At 73.2% G+C, this 17,920-nt stretch carries 16 protein-coding genes; 10 read left to right on the top strand and 6 right to left on the bottom strand.

From position 1 onward, the window contains the following. The first annotated feature begins 292 nt into the window (after window positions 1-292). The gene (locus tag ACWZEH_RS08455) at window positions 293-1,135 is read left to right on the top strand and encodes an endo alpha-1,4 polygalactosaminidase (protein ID WP_456197064.1); all 843 of its coding nucleotides are present in this window, start codon (window positions 293-295) and stop codon (window positions 1,133-1,135) included. A gap of 40 nt (window positions 1,136-1,175) precedes the next feature. On the opposite strand, the gene ACWZEH_RS08450 is transcribed toward ACWZEH_RS08455, so the two are convergent. Continuing rightward, on the bottom strand, window positions 1,176-1,967 hold the full coding sequence (locus ACWZEH_RS08450) for an adenosylcobinamide-GDP ribazoletransferase (protein WP_456197062.1): 792 nt from the start codon (window positions 1,965-1,967) through the stop codon (window positions 1,176-1,178). Window positions 1,968-2,027: 60 nt separating this feature from the next. Between ACWZEH_RS08450 and ACWZEH_RS08445 the strand changes: the two genes are divergently transcribed. After that, the gene (locus ACWZEH_RS08445) at window positions 2,028-2,792 is read left to right on the top strand and encodes a hypothetical protein (RefSeq protein ID WP_456197060.1); all 765 of its coding nucleotides are present in this window, start codon (window positions 2,028-2,030) and stop codon (window positions 2,790-2,792) included. Between the two features lie 500 nt (window positions 2,793-3,292). Here ACWZEH_RS08445 and cobT read toward each other — a convergent pair whose 3' ends face one another. Continuing rightward, window positions 3,293-4,495: a nicotinate-nucleotide--dimethylbenzimidazole phosphoribosyltransferase gene (gene cobT / locus ACWZEH_RS08440; protein ID WP_456197058.1), complete on the bottom strand. Its 1,203-nt coding sequence runs from the start codon at window positions 4,493-4,495 to the stop codon at window positions 3,293-3,295. Between the two features lie 228 nt (window positions 4,496-4,723). Between cobT and ACWZEH_RS08435 the strand changes: the two genes are divergently transcribed. Then, window positions 4,724-5,851 carry a class I SAM-dependent methyltransferase gene (locus tag ACWZEH_RS08435; protein ID WP_456197056.1) on the top strand — a complete coding sequence of 376 codons (1,128 nt, stop codon included), beginning with the start codon at window positions 4,724-4,726 and terminating at the stop codon, window positions 5,849-5,851. A gap of 39 nt (window positions 5,852-5,890) precedes the next feature. Here ACWZEH_RS08435 and ACWZEH_RS08430 read toward each other — a convergent pair whose 3' ends face one another. After that, on the bottom strand, window positions 5,891-7,090 hold the full coding sequence (locus ACWZEH_RS08430; RefSeq protein ID WP_456197054.1) for a bifunctional adenosylcobinamide kinase/adenosylcobinamide-phosphate guanylyltransferase: 1,200 nt from the start codon (window positions 7,088-7,090) through the stop codon (window positions 5,891-5,893). A gap of 163 nt (window positions 7,091-7,253) precedes the next feature. On the opposite strand from ACWZEH_RS08430, the gene ACWZEH_RS08425 reads away from it, so the two are divergent. Further along, window positions 7,254-7,466, top strand: coding sequence for a hypothetical protein (locus tag ACWZEH_RS08425; protein WP_456197053.1), 213 nt, complete (start codon window positions 7,254-7,256; stop codon window positions 7,464-7,466). 71 nt (window positions 7,467-7,537) lie between these two features. On the opposite strand, the gene ACWZEH_RS08420 is transcribed toward ACWZEH_RS08425, so the two are convergent. Further along, window positions 7,538-8,257, bottom strand: a complete 720-nt coding sequence (locus tag ACWZEH_RS08420) for a class I SAM-dependent methyltransferase (protein WP_456197051.1) — start codon at window positions 8,255-8,257, stop codon at window positions 7,538-7,540. Between the two features lie 128 nt (window positions 8,258-8,385). Then, entirely contained in the window at window positions 8,386-9,066 is a 681-nt protein-coding gene (locus tag ACWZEH_RS08415) for a DUF3043 domain-containing protein (RefSeq protein ID WP_456197049.1), read from the bottom strand. Window positions 9,067-9,296: 230 nt separating this feature from the next. Here ACWZEH_RS08415 and ACWZEH_RS08410 point away from each other — a divergent pair, with 230 nt between their 5' ends. From ACWZEH_RS08410 to ACWZEH_RS08390, 5 genes are all read left to right on the top strand, one after another. After that, window positions 9,297-10,073, top strand: a complete 777-nt coding sequence (locus ACWZEH_RS08410; RefSeq protein WP_456199500.1) for a PspA/IM30 family protein — start codon at window positions 9,297-9,299, stop codon at window positions 10,071-10,073. 69 nt (window positions 10,074-10,142) lie between these two features. Beyond that, window positions 10,143-10,430, top strand: coding sequence for a PspA-associated protein PspAA (pspAA, locus tag ACWZEH_RS08405; protein ID WP_456197047.1), 288 nt, complete (start codon window positions 10,143-10,145; stop codon window positions 10,428-10,430). Between the two features lie 73 nt (window positions 10,431-10,503). After that, window positions 10,504-11,751 (top strand): sensor histidine kinase, encoded by a 1,248-nt coding sequence (locus tag ACWZEH_RS08400; RefSeq protein ID WP_456197045.1) that lies wholly within the window; start codon window positions 10,504-10,506, stop codon window positions 11,749-11,751. Window positions 11,752-11,803: 52 nt separating this feature from the next. Next, window positions 11,804-12,490 (top strand): response regulator, encoded by a 687-nt coding sequence (locus tag ACWZEH_RS08395; protein ID WP_456197044.1) that lies wholly within the window; start codon window positions 11,804-11,806, stop codon window positions 12,488-12,490. Window positions 12,491-12,726: 236 nt separating this feature from the next. Then, on the top strand, window positions 12,727-15,885 hold the full coding sequence (locus ACWZEH_RS08390; protein ID WP_456197043.1) for an efflux RND transporter permease subunit: 3,159 nt from the start codon (window positions 12,727-12,729) through the stop codon (window positions 15,883-15,885). Window positions 15,886-15,981: 96 nt separating this feature from the next. On the opposite strand, the gene nadA is transcribed toward ACWZEH_RS08390, so the two are convergent. Continuing rightward, entirely contained in the window at window positions 15,982-17,166 is a 1,185-nt protein-coding gene (nadA, locus tag ACWZEH_RS08385; RefSeq protein ID WP_456197041.1) for a quinolinate synthase NadA, read from the bottom strand. 384 nt (window positions 17,167-17,550) lie between these two features. On the opposite strand from nadA, the gene ACWZEH_RS08380 reads away from it, so the two are divergent. After that, entirely contained in the window at window positions 17,551-17,907 is a 357-nt protein-coding gene (locus tag ACWZEH_RS08380; protein ID WP_456197039.1) for an iron-sulfur cluster assembly accessory protein, read from the top strand. Window positions 17,908-17,920 lie beyond the last annotated feature (13 nt).

Genomic DNA, 17,920 nt, shown 5'->3' with positions numbered 1-17,920 from the left:
GTGGTGAATTCTCGCTTCCGATGTGAAGTTGCTGTGGCCGAAAGGTGTGGGTCGACCGGGCCCGGCGCCGACCCTAACGGCACCTGACGGTACGGTCTCGGCGGGGCCTTCCCCGGTACGGCGACACTCCGGACGAGACTACGCGCGTCTGCGTGTCCACCCCCTCACGCGGGTCTTCACCGATCGGTGATGTGGCGGCCGTCTCCGGGGCCCGGCCGCGGACCGCCGGACGGCGGGGGTGGCGGGCCACCCCGAGACGCGCCCCCGGGACACCACCTCTGAGACGAGACCCATGAGACGACACGCAGGACTGCCCGGCGCGCCATTGGCTCTCGCTCTCGCTCTGTGCGCGCTGCTGCTCGCGGGCTGCACCGGATCCGAAAGCCCTTCCGGTTCCGGGTCCGGCGAGGGCTCCGGACGGGCCGGGGACCCCGGCTCCCGCTGGCAGCCGAGTCCCGGTACCGACTGGCAGTGGCAGCTCAGCGGGCGCCTCGACACCTCGGTCGACGTACCGGTCTACGACATCGACGGGTTCGACCACTCCGGGGACACGGTCGCGCGGCTGCACCGCGACGGCCGGAAGGTCATCTGCTACCTGTCCACGGGCGCCTGGGAGGACTTCCGCCCGGACGCCGGGGACTTCCCCGACGAGGTGATCGGCCGCGGCAACGGCTGGGAGGGAGAGCGCTGGCTCGACATCCGGCGTACCGACGTCCTGGAACCGATCATGGCCGAGCGGTTCGACATGTGCCGCGACAAGGGCTTCGACGCGGTGGAGCCGGACAACATGGACGGCTACCGCAACCGCACCGGGTTCCCGCTCACCGCCGCCGACCAGCTCCGCTACAACCGCCTGATCGCCCGGCTCGCCCACGAACGCGGCCTGGCCGTCGGCCTGAAGAACGACCTGGACCAGATCCCGCAGCTGGTCGGCGACTACGACTTCGCGGTCAACGAGCAGTGCGCCCAGTACGGCGAGTGCGCGCGGCTCACCCCGTTCGTCGAGGCCGGCAAGGCCGTCTTCCACGCCGAGTACGAACTGCCCACCGACCGCTTCTGCGCCGACTCCCGGCGGCTGAAGCTGAGTTCCCTGCTGAAGAAGTACGAACTGGGGGTCTGGAGGCGGGCCTGCTGAGACCGGCACCCGGGCACGCCGGGTGCCCGGCGGGGACCGTTCAGCCCAGCGCCGCGACGACGAGGGCGGTCGTCGCCGCGGTCTCCGTCAGCGCGCCGAACACATCGCCGGTGACCCCGCCGAAGCGGCGGACGCAGTGCCGCAGGAGGAGTTCCGCGGCCGCGGCCGACAGCAGCACCGCGAGGACGGTACGGACGACGCCGTCCGCGCCGAGGAGGGCGCCCCCGGCCGCCGCCGCGCCGGTCACCGCGAGCGCGACGGCCGCCGCCCCCGGCCGCGGCACGACCCCGGCGACCGCGGCGCCCAGTCCTTCCGGGCGGGCGGGCGGCACCCCGGCCCGGGCGGCGAGGGTGAGGACGAGGCGGGCCGCGAGAGCGGCGACCACGGCGGCGAGCGCACCCCGGGTCCAGGAGTCGGCGTACGCCTGGGCCAGCGCGGCCACCTGGGCCAGCAGCACGAGGACGAGGGTGAGCACGCCGAACGGGCCGATGTCCGACTGCTTCATGATCCGCAGCGCGTCCTCGGCCGGCCTGCCGCTGCCGAGCCCGTCCGCGACATCGGCCAGCCCGTCGAGGTGCAGCCCCCGCGTGAGCACGGCGGGTACGGCGACGGTGGCGACGGCGGCGAGGAGCGCGCCCGCGCCGAGAAGCAGCAGCAGAAGTCCGACGGCGGCGGCCACGGCGCCCACCACCAGCCCGGCGAGCGGGGCGCACAGCATGCCGCCGCGCGCGGCCGGGCGGTCCCAGCGGGCCACCCGGACCGGGAGCACGGTCAGAGTGCCGAAGGCGAAGCGGAGACCGTCGGACAGCGGGGCCGGGAAGAGGGCGGGCACCGGCGCAGATTACCCGGTGATCGGCAGGGCGCCCCGGGCCGCCATGGATAAAGTGCGCCTATGGGACATTGGTTGCAGCGGAACATCGTCGAGCCGGGGAAGCTGCCGCTGCTCCTCGCCCTCACCGCCTTCGTCCTCACCTTCGCGATCACCCGGGTCGTCACCCGGCTGATCCGGGCCGGCAGGGGCCCCTTCGGCAACGTGAAGGCGGGCGGCCTGCACATCCACCACGTCGTGCCCGGCGTGATCCTCACCGTCGTCGGCGGCTTCGGCGCGGTGGCGGGCGGCCGGCACGGCTTCGGGTCGGCGTTCAGCGCGGTCGTCTTCGGCATCGGCGCCGGTCTCGTCCTGGACGAGTTCGCACTGATCCTGCACCTCGACGACGTCTACTGGACCGAGGCGGGCCGGCAGAGCGTCGAGGTGGTCGTCCTCACCGCCGCGACGGTCGGGCTGGTGCTGTCCGGGTTCTCGCCGTTCGGCGTCGACGACCTGAGCGAGGACGAACTCCAGAACCGCGCGGGCGTCGCCCTGAACGTCGCGGTCAACTTCCTCTTCTCGCTCGTCGCCCTGAGCAAGGGCAAGGCGAGGATCGCCGTGTTCGGCGTGATCGTGCCCCTCGTCGCCGTGATCGGCGCGCTGCGTCTGGCCCGCCCCGGCTCGCCCTGGGCGAGACGCTTCTACCGGCGCAGGCACCGTGCCCGCGCCAGGGCCGTCCTCCGCGCCTACCGCCACGACCTGCGCTGGTCGGGACCCCGCCGCGCCCTCCAGGACTGGATCGGCGGCAAACCCGACCCGGACCCGCCCCGGCCGCTCGAACGCGGCTGACGGGACGGGACCCGCTCCGGGGCGCGGCGCCTCGGCCGGCCGGGGCGGGCTGCCCGGGGCGTGTCCCCGGCTGCACTTTCGCCGCCGGTACGGAGTCCGGGTCCGGGGCTGTCGCCGATGGCGGCGAGTGCCCCGCGGAAGGGACGTCAGACGCCTGCCGGGGGTGCGCGCGAGGGTGGGTTCGACCCGGTCGTGTGGTGACCGGTTCCCGTGCTTGCGGTGTCGTGGGCCGTCCGGGTGCACGGGGCGTGGGTCCGGGGCGCCGGGTACGGCGCCGGTGAGCGGGGCGCCTGCTCCACCGGAGTGATGGTTCAGGGTCTTTCGGACCCGGACCACGCACAGGACGCGCGCCGCCGCCCCGCCCCGGGGGCCGAGCACACCGAGCACGCCGGGGATCCGGGGGCACCTCCCACGCCTTTGAGGCGGTGGGGGAGCGCCCAGGACCGTTCGGGGCGTGCGGCCGAGCGGACTCGCTCCTGCCCGGTCCGGAGGAACGGTGGCTACTCGGGCTTCGGCAGCGGCTCCGGCCGCCCGTCGGTCGCCGCCGGCTGTGGGGGCGCCGGCGGTCCCGAGGTCTCCGGCTCCTCGGACCGGCCCGCTTCGGCCGGAGGGTCCGGGGGCGCCGAGGCGTCCGGGGCCCGTGAGGCCTTCGACTCCTCGGGGTGTTCCGGGAGTTCCGCGGCCAGGGCGGCCGCCGCCTGGACCAGGGGGAGGGCCAGGAGGCCGCCCGTGGCCTCGCCCACGGTGACGCCGTGGGCGAGGAGCGGTTCCATCGCCATCCGGTCCAGCGCCTTCGCCTGGCCCGGCTCACCGCTGTCGTGCGAGGCCAGCCACCAGTCCGGCGCCCGGAACGCGATCCGCTGTGCCACCAGCGCGCACGACGCCGTCACGACCCCGTCGAGCACGACAGGCATCTTCCGTACCGCGGCCTGCAGCAGGAAGCCCGTCATCGCGGTGAGGTCGGCCCCGCCCACCGTCGCCAGCAGCCGCAGCTGGTCGCCGAGCACCGGCCGGGCCCGCCGCAGCGCGTCACGGATCGCCGCGCACTTGCGCATCCAGGCCAGGTCGTCGATCGCCACGCCGCCGCGCCCGGTGACCACGGACGCGTCCGTCCCGCACAGCGCGCCCACCAGTACGCCCGCCGCCGTGGTCCCGCCCACGCTCACATCACCGAGCACCACCAGATCCGTACCGGAGTCGGCCTCCTCGTCGGCCACCGCGACCCCGGCCCGGAAAGCCGCCTCGGCCTCCTGTGGCGTCAGCGCGTCCTCGACGTCGATCCGTCCGCTGCCGCGCCGCACCCGGTGCCGTACGACGTCCTCGGGCAGGGTGTCCGGGTCGCAGTCCAGAGCCATGTCGACCACCCGAACCGGCACCCCGAGCCGCCGGGCCAGCACGGACACCGGGCGGCCTCCCTCCAGCACCTCGCGCACCAACTCCCCGGCGCCGCCCGCGGGACGCGCCGAGACACCCAGCCGGGCGACCCCGTGATCTCCGGCGAAAAGGACGACCCGTGGCCGTTCGACCGGCCGCACCGGCACCGCGGACTGCGCGGCGGCCAGCCACTCACCCAGCTCGTCGAGGCGGCCCAGCGCCCCGGGCGGCACGATCTGGCGCTCACGGCGAGCCTCCGCGTCACGGCGTACCCCGCCGTCCGGACGCTCGATCAGATCGGTGAAGTCGTCGAGATTCAGCACGCTCATTCGCCGAACAGTACCGGCCCGGATCGAACACGCCGGAGCCCCGGGGCCCGTCGTCGGCATCACCCGGGCCGCGCCGACGGCGTCCCGCCCGCCGGACGACGCCACCCCGACGTCATTGCGCCCCGGAGCGCCATCCGATCCGTAACGTTTTACAAGGGAATGTCGTCACCGGCACCCCGCGCCCGCCCGCCGCCCGCCCGCGCCCCCGCTCACCCACCCGGAGCCGCCATGTCCGTGCCCGACGCACCCGACGCCCCCGCCGTCCTGTCGCCCGACGTCCCCGGCGCCCCGGTCGTCCCCGCACAGCAGGCCGCCTCCGTGCGGGTGCACGAGCCGCGTCGCGCGGACTGCCCCTGGTGCGGCTCGGCGCGGCTGCGCAACCGGCTGCGCACCGGCGACCTGCGGCGGCACCGGCCGGGCCGGTTCACCGTCGACGCGTGCCGGGACTGCGGGCACACCTTCCAGAACCCCCGCCTCACCGCAGAGGGCCTGGCCTTCCACCGGCGGGCGATGCGCGGAGCCCCCCGGGACGCCGTCACCGACGCCGTCCTCGCGCTGCGCGACGCCCCGCGCCGCCGCCGGGCCACGGCCCGCGCGATGCTGCGCTTCGGCGAACCGGAGAGCTGGCTGGACGTCGGTACCGGACACGCCCGCTTCCCGGACACCGCGCGGGAGTTCTTCCCGTACACCGCCTTCGACGGCACCGACCTCACCGCGCGCGTCGAACGCGCCCGCGTCCTCGGCCGCGTGGAGGAGGCCCACATCGGCGCGCTGACGGACCCGAAGGTGCGGGCCCGGGTGGCGGCCCGCTACGACGTCGTCAGCCTGCTGCACCACCTCGAACACACCACCGACCCGCGGGCCGAACTCCACGCCGCCCTGGACGCCCTGCGCCCCGGCGGCCATCTGCTCGTCGAGACCCTGGACCCCGGCAGCGCGTTCGCCGTCCTGTTCGGCAGCCGATGGCTGTCCTACGACCAGCCCCGGCGGCTGCATCTGCTGCCGCCGCGCAACCTCCGGGCCGAACTGGAGTCACTCGGCTGCACGATCGTCACCACCCGGTCCGGGCTCACCGGAGCCGGGGCCGGGCACCGTCCCGTGTACGTTCCGTACGACCTGGCCGGCGCCGCCGCGCTGGCGCTCTCCCACGCCCTGCCCGCCCCGGACGCCCCCTGGCGCGCGATCCCGCCGACCCCGTTCCAGCAGCACACGCGCGCCGTACTGCTGCGTGCGGGCGCCCCGTTGGTCGTCGTCGCGGCGCTGACGGACCTGACGCTGGCGCCCGTCCTGCGGCACACCCCGTTCGCCAACGCGTACCGGATCATCGCGCGCAAGCCGGCGAACCGGCCGAACTGACCCCGCTCCCGGCCCCGTCCGGATGCCGGCCCTCGTGGCTCACCCGCGGAGCACCAGCGCCTGGCCCGCCACCACCAGCAGCACCTGCTCGCACTCCTGCGCGAACGCCGCGTTCAGCCGCCCGAGTTCGTCCCGGTACCGGCGGCCGGACGCGGTGACGGGGACGATGCCCGAGCCCACCTCGTTGGACACGGCGACCACGGTCCGCCGGGTCGCACGCACCGCGTCCGTCAGTTCACGCACCCGTTCCCTGAGCGCCCGTTCCCCGCCGTCGGCCCACTGAGCGTTGTCCCACGCCCCGACGGAGTCCATGGCGTCCGTCAGCCACAGCGACAGACAGTCCACCAGCAGCGGCGGCCCGTCGACCCCCAGCAGCGGCACCAGATCGCAGGTCTCCACGGTCCGCCACGCCCCCGGCCGCCGCTTCTGATGCGCCGACACCCGGGCCGCCCACTCGGTGTCCCCGTTGCGGGACCCGCCGGTCGCCACGTACAGCACCTGGGGCAGGGACTCCAGCCGGCGCTCGGCCTCCACCGACTTGCCGGACCGCGCCCCGCCCAGGACCAGCGTCCGGCGCGGCAGGTCGGGCACGTCCTCGTAGGCGCCCACCTCCAGCGTGGTCCCGTCCGGCACGGCGCGCGCCCCGGCCGCCGCGAGCCGGCGCCGCTCCTCCGCGCCCGGCGGCACGTCGTGGTCGAGGTGCACGGCGATCACGTCCGTCGTCGGCCCCACCGCGCCCACCGCCCGCAGCCGCGCCAGCGCGTCCGGACGCCCCACGACGTCCAGCAGCACCATGGCGTACGTCTCGGCCGGCTCCTCCAGCCCGGCCGGCGCGGCCCCCGGCGGCAGATAGAGCAGCCGCTGCCCGCCCGGGCCCGTCACCGCGTACCCGGTGCCCGGCGCGTCCAGCGCCACCGCCCGCACCCGGTGACCCGTCAGCAGCGCCAGCTCCCGCCCGTCCGGCACCCGGCCCGGCTGCGGCAGCCCGGCGGGGACCTCGACCGCGGGGCCGTCGTGCGGATGGGAGAGCAGCACCTGGCGCACACCGCCCAGTGAATGCCCCGCGCGGGCGGCCGCGAACGCCACGCCCGGCATCAGGTCGAGCAGCAGCGAGCCGTCCACGAGCAGCGAGGTCGCCGCACGCGCGTACGGACCGGCGGCCAACGCGCAGGCGGCGCAGGGACAGTCGGGGCGGGGCAGGCCCGCGGGGGCACCGGTGCCGAGCAGAGTGAGTTCCACGGACCCGATTTTCGCCCCTCCCCCCGCCTCCTGCGCGCCCGACCGGGCCCTGTTCCCGATGATCCACCGGATCATCCGCCGGACAGGCTCTAGTCTCTGGTCGGGGCCGGACCGCGATCCGGCTCCTGTTGTGCACAGGTGCTCATACCCACGGGAGGCGTACATGGCGGCATGGACGTGGCGGTTCGAGAAGGCCGACGGGACGCAGGTCGAGCCCGCGGTGACGCCGGAGGACTTCACCACACAGGGGGACGCCGAGTCCTGGATCGGGGAGAACTGGAAGGCACTGGTGGAGGGCGGCGCCGACCAGGTACGGCTGCTGGAGGACGCCACGGAGATCTACGGGCCGATGAGCCTCCACGCGGACGAGGCGTGAGCGTTCGGGCGTGAGTGTTCGGGCGTGAGTGTTCGGGCGGGGGCTCGCGCCCTCGCCCGTCCCGCGTCCGCTCAGCCCCGTACGCCGCACAGGTGGAGCAGCGACGCCACCCCGCGGTAGGGGTCCGTCCGGCCGGCCCGCTCCTCGACCGCGAGGAGTGCCGCCAGGCCGTCGGGGCGGCCGGGGGCGTGCGCGACCCGCGCTCCGTCCACCGCCGTGTCCGTGAAGACCCCTACTCCGTACCAGGTGTGCAGTGGCGCACCGAGCCCCGCGAGGGTCGCCGTCAGGTCCGTCAGCCGGTCGGCCCGCACCTCGAGCCCCGAGCCGTCCCTGTGGCACGCCGAGTCGAACGCGGACAGCGCCCCGGCCCAGTCGCCGCGCAGGCCCACCCGCATCGCCGGCGCGTCGCCGTTGCGCACCAGGAGCGACAGCAGACCGCCGGGAGCGAGCATCCGGGCCAGCCCCGCCACCAGCGGGTCCGGATCCGCCACGTACATCAGCACGCCGTGGCAGAGCACCACGTCGAAACTGCCCGGCAGGAAGTGCACCCCGGTGTCGCGGCCGTCCCCCTCGACGACCCGCATCCGCTCGCGGATGCCCTCGGGCTCCCCGGCGAGCACCGCGCGCGCGGCGGAGATCATCTCCGCGTCCCGCTCCAGACCGGTCACCTGGTGGCCGGCCCGCGCCAGGCGCAACGCCTGCGTGGCCCGGCCCATGCCGACGTCCAGCACACGCAGCCGCCGCCCGACCGGAAACCGCCCCACTATCTGTTCGTCGAGCTGCCGGGCCACCAACTCCTGCTGTACGACCTCCCGCAGGCTTCCGGGCGGCCCGGCCGTCCCATCCGCCTTCGGCGTGGAGTGAGGGGCCTGCGCGGGCACCGCGACGGGTGCCGCGCCGTCGGCGAACGGCGTGGTGCTCAGGGCCGTTCCCCGCGCTTGACCTGGGGCTTGGGCAGGCGGAGCCGGCGCATCTGCAGCGAACGCATCAGCGCGTAGGCCACGGCGCCACGGCGCCTGTCGTCGGGGAAGCGCTCGGCCAGCCGCTTCTTCAGCCGGAGGCCGGTCACGACGGAGTCGAGCACGATCATCACGATCACGACGAGCCACAGCAGCAGCGCCACGTTCTGCAGCTGGGGCACCTGGATCATGCTCAGCACCAGGATGATCACCGCCATCGGCAGGAAGTACTCCGCGATGTTGAACCGCGAGTCGACGTAGTCGCGCGCGAACCGGCGCACCGGTCCCTTGTCACGGGCGGGCAGGTAGCGCTCGTCGCCGCTGGCCAGCGCCTGGCGCTGGCGCTCCATCGCGGCCCGGCGCTCGTCACGCTGCCGCTTGGCGGCCTCCTTGCGCGTCATCGACGTATTGGCCACGCTGCGCCGCTGGGTCTGGGCCTGGCTGCGCTTGGGCGTGGGGCGGCCCTTCGGGGCCTCCGGGTGGCGGATCTGAGTGGAGTCGGTCACCGTCGCCTTGTCGGCGTGGGCCTTCTCTTCCTTCGCACGGCTACGGAACACAAAACCCAAGGGTACGGGGTGTACGGGGTTGGACCCCAGTCCCGGGGGGAACGATCCGGCAACACCGCGCGTCTGTAGAGGCACGAGAGGGGCGTTGTGTGCGACTTGGGGTGCGTTGTCCGCCGGCACCCGGGGACCACCTACTCCCTGCGCCGGATCGGGAGGAGACGCAGTCGTCCTTGGGGATGAGCGCATCCACCCCCGGACAGTGCGGTAATGGATGCAGGGCCCGTACTGTGGGTTCTGTCGCAGAAATGTGAGCCGAGTCCGTCAGAAGGGGGCGCGCGAAGCCCATGAGCGGTGTCATGAAGCGTATGGGGATGATCTTCCGCGCGAAGGCGAACAAGGCCCTGGACCGGGCCGAGGATCCGCGCGAGACCCTCGATTACTCGTACCAGAAACAGCTGGAGCTGCTCCAGAAGGTCCGCCGGGGTGTCGCCGACGTGGCGACCAGCCGCAAGCGCCTGGAGCTCCAGCTCAACCAGCTGCAGTCCCAGTCCTCCAAGCTGGAGGACCAGGGCCGCAAGGCGCTGGCGCTGGGCCGTGAGGACCTCGCCCGCGAGGCCCTCTCCCGCCGCGCCGCCCTCCAGCAGCAGGTGACGGACCTGGAGACGCAGCACGCGACGCTCCAGGGCGAGGAGGAGAAGCTCACCCTCGCGGCCCAGCGGCTCCAGGCCAAGGTCGACGCCTTCCGCACGAAGAAGGAGACCATCAAGGCCACGTACACGGCGGCGCAGGCGCAGACCAGGATCGGCGAGGCCTTCTCCGGCATCTCCGAGGAGATGGGCGACGTCGGGCTGGCGGTCCAGCGGGCCGAGGACAAGACCGCCCAGCTCCAGGCGCGGGCCGGTGCCATCGACGAGCTGCTCGCCTCCGGAGCCCTCGACGACCAGTCCGGCACGCGCAAGGACGACATCCAGGCCGAGCTGGACCGGCTCTCCGGTGGTACGGATGTGGAGCTGGAACTGCAGCGCATGAAGGCCGAACTGGCGGGCGGCTCCTCCACGGAGAAGCAGGCCATCGAGGGCGGCGGCGAGCAGCCCCGGTCGCAGCAGCAGCCGCAGGACACCCCGAGGTTCGACAAGCAGTGACCGCCGCACGGGACACCGGCCCGTGCCGATGACGACCGAGGCCCCCGCGCGGGTGCCCAGGAGGCCGACATGATCGTACGGATCATGGGGGAGGGGCAGGTGGCTCTGGCCGAGAGCCACCTCGCCGAGCTGGACAAACTGGACGAGGAACTCCTCGCCGAGATGGAGGGCGGCGACGGCCCCGGCTTCCGCCGGACCCTCACCGCCCTGCTGAACAGGGTCCACGAGCTCGGCGAGCCACTGCCGGACGACGCGCTGGAACCCTCCGACCTCATCCTCCCCTCTCCGGACGCGACCATCGAGGAGGTCCGGGAGCTACTCGGCGACGACGGCGACGGACTGATCCCGGGTACATGAGACCCCGGCCCGCAGGGCCGCCCGCGTCCGTACGCCCCCCGCACGCCCCCGCGAGGCCGTACGGTGAACGGTCGTGAGCACCTTCCAGCGGGCCCGGCGTCGGCTGCGCGCGCACCCCTTCGCCCTGGACGCGGCCCTGGCCGCGGGCGTACTGACCTGCATGCTGGCCGGTTCCCTCGTCGACCCGCACGGACCCGACGGCGTCACCTGGACGCTGCGTGCCCCGGATCCGCTCAGCCTGGTCCTCATGGTGCTCGCCGCCGCCGCGCTCCCCTTCCGGCGCCGCGCGCCCCGCGCGGTCCTCGGTTTCACCGGCGGTGCCTCCCTGCTGGAGTCCGTCACCGGGGACCCCCGCGCCCCGGTCGCGATGTGCGTGGTCGTCGCGCTCTACACCGTCGCCTCCACCACCGACCGCCCCACCACCTGGCGGGCCGGCCTGCTCACCATGACCGTCCTCACCGGCGCCGCCATGATCGCCGGCCCGTTGCCCTGGTACGCCCAGGAGAACCTGGGGATCCTCGCCTGGACCGGGATCGGCGCCACCGCGGGGGACGCCGTCCGCAGCCGCCGCGCCTTCGTCCAGGCCATCAGGGAACGTGCCGAGCGGGCCGAACGCACCCGCGAGGAGGAGGCCCGCCGCCGCGTCGCCGAGGAACGCCTGCGCATCGCCCGCGACCTGCACGACGTCGTCGCCCACCACATCGCGCTGGTCAACGTCCAGGCCGGGGTCGCCGCCCACGTCATGGACAAGCGGCCCGACCAGGCCAAGGAGGCCCTCGCCCACGTACGCGAGGCCAGCCGCTCGGCCCTCGGCGAACTGCGCGCCACCGTCGGCCTGCTGCGCCAGTCCGGCGACCCCGAGGCCCCCACCGAGCCCGCCCCCGGCCTGGACCGCCTCGACGAACTCGCCGGCACCTTCCGCAGCGCCGGCCTGCGCGTCCTGGTCGCCCGTGAGGACCGGCGCCCGGACCACGCCCCCGCGCTGCCCGCCGCCGTCGACCTGGCCGCCTACCGGGTCGTCCAGGAGGCTCTCACCAACGTCCAGAAGCACGCCGGCACCGAGGCGAAGGCGGAGGTCAGCGTCGTCCGGGTGGGCCCGCACCTCGAGGTCACCGTCCTCGACGACGGCACCGGCGCGGCCCACCACGACGCTCCCGCCGCCCACGGCGACGGAGGCGGCCACGGCCTGCTCGGGATGCGGGAACGTGTCACCGCCCTGCGCGGCACCCTCACCACCGGCCCCCGCTACGGCGGCGGCTTCCGCGTCCATGCGATCCTGCCCGTCGAGACCCGCGCGTCCGCGGCCCAGGACGGTCCGTGACCCGTCCGCGACCCGGGACGGCGGCCCGTGACCAGCGCTCCTGGGGGAACCCGTGACCATCCGCGTCCTGCTCGCCGACGACCAGGCCCTGCTGCGCAGCGCCTTCCGCGTGCTCGTCGACTCCGAGCCGGACATGGAGGTGGTGGGCGAGGCGTCCGACGGCGCCGAGGCGGTCCGCCTGGCCCGCGAACAGCGCGCGGACATCGTCCTCATGGACATCCGGATGCCCGGCACCGACGGCCTCGCGGCCACCCGCCTGATCAGCGCGGACCCCGAACTCGACGGGGTCCGCGTGGTGATCCTGACGACCTTCGAGGTCGACGACTACGTGGTGCAGTCGCTGCGGGCCGGCGCCTCCGGCTTCCTCGGCAAGGGCTCCGAACCCGACGAACTGCTCAGCGCCATCCGGATCGCCGCCGAGGGCGAGGCGCTGCTGTCCCCGGCCGCCACCAAGGGCCTGATCGCCCGTTTCCTCGCCCAGGAGGGCACGACCGACGGCGCCGACCGCGACCCGGCCCGCGCGCAGCGGCTCGACTCGCTGACCGTGCGGGAGCGCGAAGTACTGGTCCAGGTCGCCGGCGGCCACTCCAACGACGAGATCGCCCAGCGCCTGGAGGTCAGCCCGCTGACCGTCAAGACACACGTCAACCGGGCCATGGCCAAGCTCGGCGCCCGCGACCGGGCCCAGTTGGTCGTGACCGCCTACGAATCCGGTCTGGTCCGCCCGAGGACGGACTGAGGGAGACCGCGTGTACTGCGGGGGGAGTAGCCGACGCCCCGAGGAACGGGACCTCGGGCCTACGGATCGACCCTCCCGATGCGCCACTGTGTAGAGCGCGCACCCGGCTCAGCCCGGCCGTGCCCCCGCCCGTGCCCGTGACCGTGCGTCGGACGGTGCCGGTGACCGCACCTCCGACCGCGCTTTCGACCGTTCGCAGACGCTCAAGACGCTCACAGAAGAGAGACCCGTAACCCATGTCCTGGCTGGCCGGATTCAGCCTCGCGCAACGCGCGCTGATCGGACTCATGTCGATCGTCGCGCTCGTGTTCGGGGCGATCGCGATACCTCAGCTCAAGCAGCAGCTGCTGCCCACCATCGAACTGCCCATGGTCTCCGTGATCGCCCCCTACCAGGGCGCGTCCCCGGACGTGGTGGAGAAGCAGGTCGTCGAGCCCATCGAGAACAGCCTGGAGGCCGTCGACGGCATCTCCGGCGTCACCTCGACGGCCGGCGAGGGCAACGCCGTGATCATGGCGTCCTTCGACTTCGGCAACGGGACCGAGCAGCTCGTCGCCGATGTCCAGCAGGCCGTCAACCGGGCCCGTGCCCTGCTTCCCGACGACGTGGACCCGCAGGTCGTCGCAGGCAGCACCGACGACATCCCGGCCGTGGTCCTCGCCGTCACCTCCGACGAGGACCAGCAGGCCCTCGCCGACCGGCTCGACCGGAGCGTGGTCACCGAACTCGAGGGCATCGAGGGCGTCGGCCAGGTCACCGTGGACGGCGTCCGGGACCTCCAGGTCACCGTCACCCCCGACGACGCGAAGCTCGCCGACGCCGGCCTCACGGCGCAGGCCCTCACGCAGGCCCTCCAGGCGGGCGGCGCGAGTGTCCCGGCCGGCTCCTTCGACGAGGGCGGCGCCAACCGCACCGTCCAGGTCGGCGGCGGCTACACCTCGATCGAGCAGATCGAGGACCTGATGGTCGCCGGACAGCCCGGCGAGGGCAAGCCGGTGCGCCTCGGCTCCGTGGCCGAGGTCGAGCAGCAGGAGGCCAGGGCCGACTCCCTGACCCGCACCAACGGCGAGCCCAGCCTCGCCGTGGTCCTCACCATGGACCACGACGGCAGCGCCGTCGCGATCTCGGACGCCGTCGACGAGAAGCTGCCCGACCTGCGCGAGTCCCTCGGCTCGGGCGCCGAACTCACCGTCGTCAGCGACCAGGGCCCGGCCGTCGCCAAGGCCATCGAGGGCCTGACCACCGAGGGCGCCCTCGGCCTGGTCTTCGCGGTCCTGGTGATCCTGGTCTTCCTCGCCTCGATCCGCTCGACCCTCGTCACCGCGGTGTCCATCCCGCTGTCCGTCGTCCTCGCGCTGATCGTGCTGTGGACGCGCGACCTGTCGCTGAACATGCTGACCCTCGGCGCGCTCACCATCGCGATCGGCCGGGTCGTGGACGACTCCATCGTCGTCCTGGAGAACATCAAGCGGCACCTCGGCTACGGCGAGGAGCGCCGCGAGGCGATCCTGGGCGCCGTCCGCGAGGTGGCCGGCGCGGTGACGTCCGCGACGCTCACCACCGTCGCCGTCTTCCTGCCGATCGGCCTGGTCGGCGGCATGGTGGGCGAGCTGTTCGGCTCCTTCAGCATCACCGTCACGGCGGCGCTGCTCGCCTCCCTGCTGGTGTCGCTGACGGTCGTCCCCGTCCTGTCGTACTGGTTCCTGCGTCCCCCGAAGGGCACCCCCGAGGACGCCGACGAAGCACGCAGGCTGGCCGAGGAGAAGGAGGCGAAGAGCCGTCTCCAGACCTTCTACGTCTCCGTCCTGCGCTTCGCCACCCGGCGCAGGCTGGCCAGCATCGCCATCGCGGTCGTCGTCCTGATCGGCACGTTCGGCATGACCCCGCTGCTCAAGACCAACTTCTTCGACCAGGGCGAGCAGCAGGTCCTCACGGTCCGTCAGGAGCTGGAGCCCGGCACCAGCCTCGAGGCCACCGACGCGCAGGCGAAGAAGGTCGAGAAGCTGCTCGGCGACACCGAGGGCGTCAAGGACCACCAGGTCACCATCGGCTCGTCCGGCTTCATGGCGGCCTTCGGCGGCGGCACGGACACCAACCAGGCCAGCTACCAGGTGATGCTGGAGGACTCCGCGTCCTCTGAGGACGTGCAGGAGCGCATCGAGAAGGGCCTCGCCGGACTCGACGGCATCGGCACCACCACCATCGCGGGCGGGGACGGGTTCGCCAGCCAGGACCTGAGTGTCGTCGTCAAGGCGGCCGACGCGCAGGTGCTGCGCAGGGCGGCCGACCAGGTACAGGAGACCGTGGCCTCGCTGGACGACGTCACGGACGTCACCAGCGACCTGTCGCAGAGCGTCCCGCGGATCTCCGTGGAGGCCAACTCCCGTGCCGCCGCGGCCGGGTTCAACAGCCAGACGCTCGGCGCGGCCGTCGCCCAGGCGGTCCGGGGCACCCCCGCCGCCAAGGTGGTCCTCGACGACACCGAGCGCGACGTCGTCATCCGCTCGGCCGAGCCGGCCACCACCCTGGCCGAGCTGAAGAAGCTGCGCCTGGGCCCGGTGGAGCTGGGTGACATCGCCACCGTCGAGCTGAAGGACGGCCCGGTGTCCATGACCCGGATCGACGGCCAGCGCTCCGCCACCGTCACCGCCCGCCCGACCGGTGACAACACCGGCGCGGTCAGCACCGAGCTCCAGGCCGAGATCGACGCCCTCACCCTCCCGGCGGGCGCGACGGCCGAGATCGGCGGCGTGTCCGAGGACCAGGACGAGGCGTTCGCCAACCTGGGCCTGGCGATGCTCGCGGCGATCGCGATCATCTTCATGCTGCTCGTCGGCACCTTCCGGTCGCTCGCCCAGCCGCTGATCCTGCTGGTGTCCATCCCGTTCGCGGCGACGGGCGCGATCGGCCTGCTGATCGTCACGGGCACCCCGATGGGCGTCCCGGCGATGATCGGCATGCTGATGCTGACCGGCATCGTGGTCACCAACGCGATCGTGCTGATCGACCTGATCAACCAGTACCGCGCCCAGGGGTACGGTGTCGTCGAGGCCGTGATCGAGGGCGGCCGGCACCGGCTGCGTCCGATCCTCATGACGGCCCTGGCGACGATCTTCGCCCTGCTCCCGATGGCGCTCGGCGTCACCGGTGAGGGCGGCTTCATCGCCCAGCCGCTGGCCGTGGTGGTGATCGGCGGTCTGATCACGTCGACGGTGCTGACCCTGCTGCTGGTGCCGACGCTCTACGCGATGCTGGAGCTCCGCAAGGAGCGGCGCGCGAAGAAGAAGGCCCTGAAGAGGGGCACGGCGGACGAGGAACCGAAGACGCCGGAGACGTCCGGGGGATCCGGTGGGCCCGCCGGGCCCGCGGGCGACCCGGAGCCGGCGCAGGTCTGACCTGTTCCCGCCCCGCACAACGGCGACGGCCCGCCCGGAACCTCGGTTCCGGGCGGGCCGTCGCCGTTGCGGCGGTGCGCGTTGCGGCACCACGCGTTACGGCAGTGCCAGCATCCGCTCCAGGGCCAGCTTGGCGAACTGCTCGGTCTCCCGGTCCACCTCGATGCGGTTGACCAGGTTGCCCTCCGCCAGCGACTCCAGGGCCCAGACCAGGTGGGGGAGGTCGATGCGGTTCATCGTGGAGCAGAAGCAGACCGTCCTGTCCAGGAACACGATCTCCTTGTCCTCGGGAGCGAAACGGTTCGCCAGCCGGCGCACCAGGTTCAGTTCCGTGCCGATGGCCCACTTGGAACCGGCCGGGGCCGCCTCCAGCGCCTTGATGATGTACTCGGTCGACCCGACGTGGTCCGCCGCGGCCACGACCTCGTGCCGGCACTCGGGGTGGACCAGGACGTTGACGCCCGGGACGCGCTCGCGCACGTCGTTGACCGAGTCCAGGCTGAAGCGGCCGTGCACCGAGCAGTGGCCCCGCCACAGGATCATCTTCGCGTCCCGCAGCTCCTGCGCCGTCAGCCCGCCGTTCGGCTTGTGCGGGTTGTAGACGACGCAGTCCTCCAGGGACATCCCCAGGTCCCGCACCGCGGTGTTGCGGCCGAGGTGCTGGTCGGGCAGGAACAGGACCTGCTCGCCCTGCTGGAAGGCCCACTCCAGGGCCCGCTTCGCGTTGGACGAGGTGCAGATAGTGCCGCCGTGCTTGCCGGTGAAGGCCTTGATGTCGGCGGAGGAGTTCATGTACGAGACGGGCACGACCCGGTCGGATATCCCGGCCTCGGTCAGCACGTCCCAGCACTCCGCGACCTGCTCGGCGGTGGCCATGTCCGCCATGGAGCAGCCGGCCGCGAGGTCCGGCAGGACCACCTTCTGGTCGTCGCCGGTGAGGATGTCCGCGGACTCGGCCATGAAGTGCACACCGCAGAACACGATGTACTCGGCCTGCGGGCGCGCGGCGGCGTCCCTGGCCAGCTTGAACGAGTCGCCCGTGACGTCGGCGAACTGGATGACCTCGTCGCGCTGGTAGTGGTGGCCGAGCACGAAGACCTTGTCCCCGAGCTTCTCCTTGGCGGCGCGGGCGCGCTCCACCAGGTCCGGATCTGACGGCGAGGGGAGGTCACCGGGACACTCCACACCGCGCTCGCTCCTCGGGTCGGCCTCCCGGCCGAGGAGCAACAGGGCGAGGGGCGTCGGCTGTACGTCGAGCTCCTGGGTCTGGGCGGTGGTCACGACACGCACCCTTTCTGTTCTGCGGTCGGCCGGGCCCGTGAGGACCGGACCGGCGGGACAAACGGGACACCGGTTCGACGACTTCTCGTCGGATTGACGCTATTATCATATCCGCTTCACGTCAGTTTGACGACGGCCATAGCGTCCATGTGACGTGAATCCCCGTGGCAGTCCGTTCATTCCCCCGGCCGGGGCCGAACGGTCGCGGCCTCCTTGCGGAGCGGTGTCCGCGAGGGGGCCGCACGGGCCGTTTTCCGCTCGCCGGGGCGTGTGCGAGCATGAGGACGGAGCCGAGAGAACACGTTCCCGGCCCGGAATGAATCCGCGGCCCCGTCGGTTGCAACCGTCGGCAAGCAGTCTCCGTACAACCCGGGAGAGATGTAGATGTCCGTATCGGACGAGACCACCACCGTCACCGACGGCATCCTCGTGACCGAAGCCGCCGCGGCCAAGGTCAAGGCGCTGCTCGACCAGGAAGGCCGTGACGACCTCGCCCTGCGCGTCGCCGTCCAGCCCGGCGGCTGCTCCGGCCTGCGCTACCAGCTCTTCTTCGACGAGCGTTCCCTCGACGGCGACGTGGAGAAGGACTTCGGCGGCGTGAAGGTCGTCACCGACCGGATGAGCGCCCCGTACCTGGGCGGTGCCACCATCGACTTCGTCGACACCATCGAGAAGCAGGGCTTCACCATCGACAACCCGAACGCCACGGGCTCCTGCGCCTGCGGCGACTCCTTCAGCTGAGCAGGCTCCGGCG

Source organism: Streptomyces yamdrokensis, assembly GCF_053890455.1.
Note: the sequence above shows the minus strand (reverse complement) of the source record. Positions and strands in the feature narration are given on the sequence as shown.

What these genes read in the sequence shown, in the direction of transcription:
- pspAA (WP_456197047.1), top strand. Translation starts at nt 10,143, where the DNA reads ATGATCGTACGGATCATGGGGGAGGGGCAGGTGGCTCTGGCCGAGAGC.
- ACWZEH_RS08390 (WP_456197043.1), top strand. Translation starts at nt 12,727, where the DNA reads ATGTCCTGGCTGGCCGGATTCAGCCTCGCGCAACGCGCGCTGATCGGA.
- ACWZEH_RS08425 (WP_456197053.1), top strand. Translation starts at nt 7,254, where the DNA reads ATGGCGGCATGGACGTGGCGGTTCGAGAAGGCCGACGGGACGCAGGTC.
- ACWZEH_RS08445 (WP_456197060.1), top strand. Translation starts at nt 2,028, where the DNA reads ATGGGACATTGGTTGCAGCGGAACATCGTCGAGCCGGGGAAGCTGCCG.
- ACWZEH_RS08380 (WP_456197039.1), top strand. Translation starts at nt 17,551, where the DNA reads ATGTCCGTATCGGACGAGACCACCACCGTCACCGACGGCATCCTCGTG.
- cobT (WP_456197058.1), bottom strand. Translation starts at nt 4,495, where the DNA reads ATGAGCGTGCTGAATCTCGACGACTTCACCGATCTGATCGAGCGTCCG.
- ACWZEH_RS08435 (WP_456197056.1), top strand. Translation starts at nt 4,724, where the DNA reads ATGTCCGTGCCCGACGCACCCGACGCCCCCGCCGTCCTGTCGCCCGAC.
- ACWZEH_RS08455 (WP_456197064.1), top strand. Translation starts at nt 293, where the DNA reads ATGAGACGACACGCAGGACTGCCCGGCGCGCCATTGGCTCTCGCTCTC.
- ACWZEH_RS08410 (WP_456199500.1), top strand. Translation starts at nt 9,297, where the DNA reads ATGGGGATGATCTTCCGCGCGAAGGCGAACAAGGCCCTGGACCGGGCC.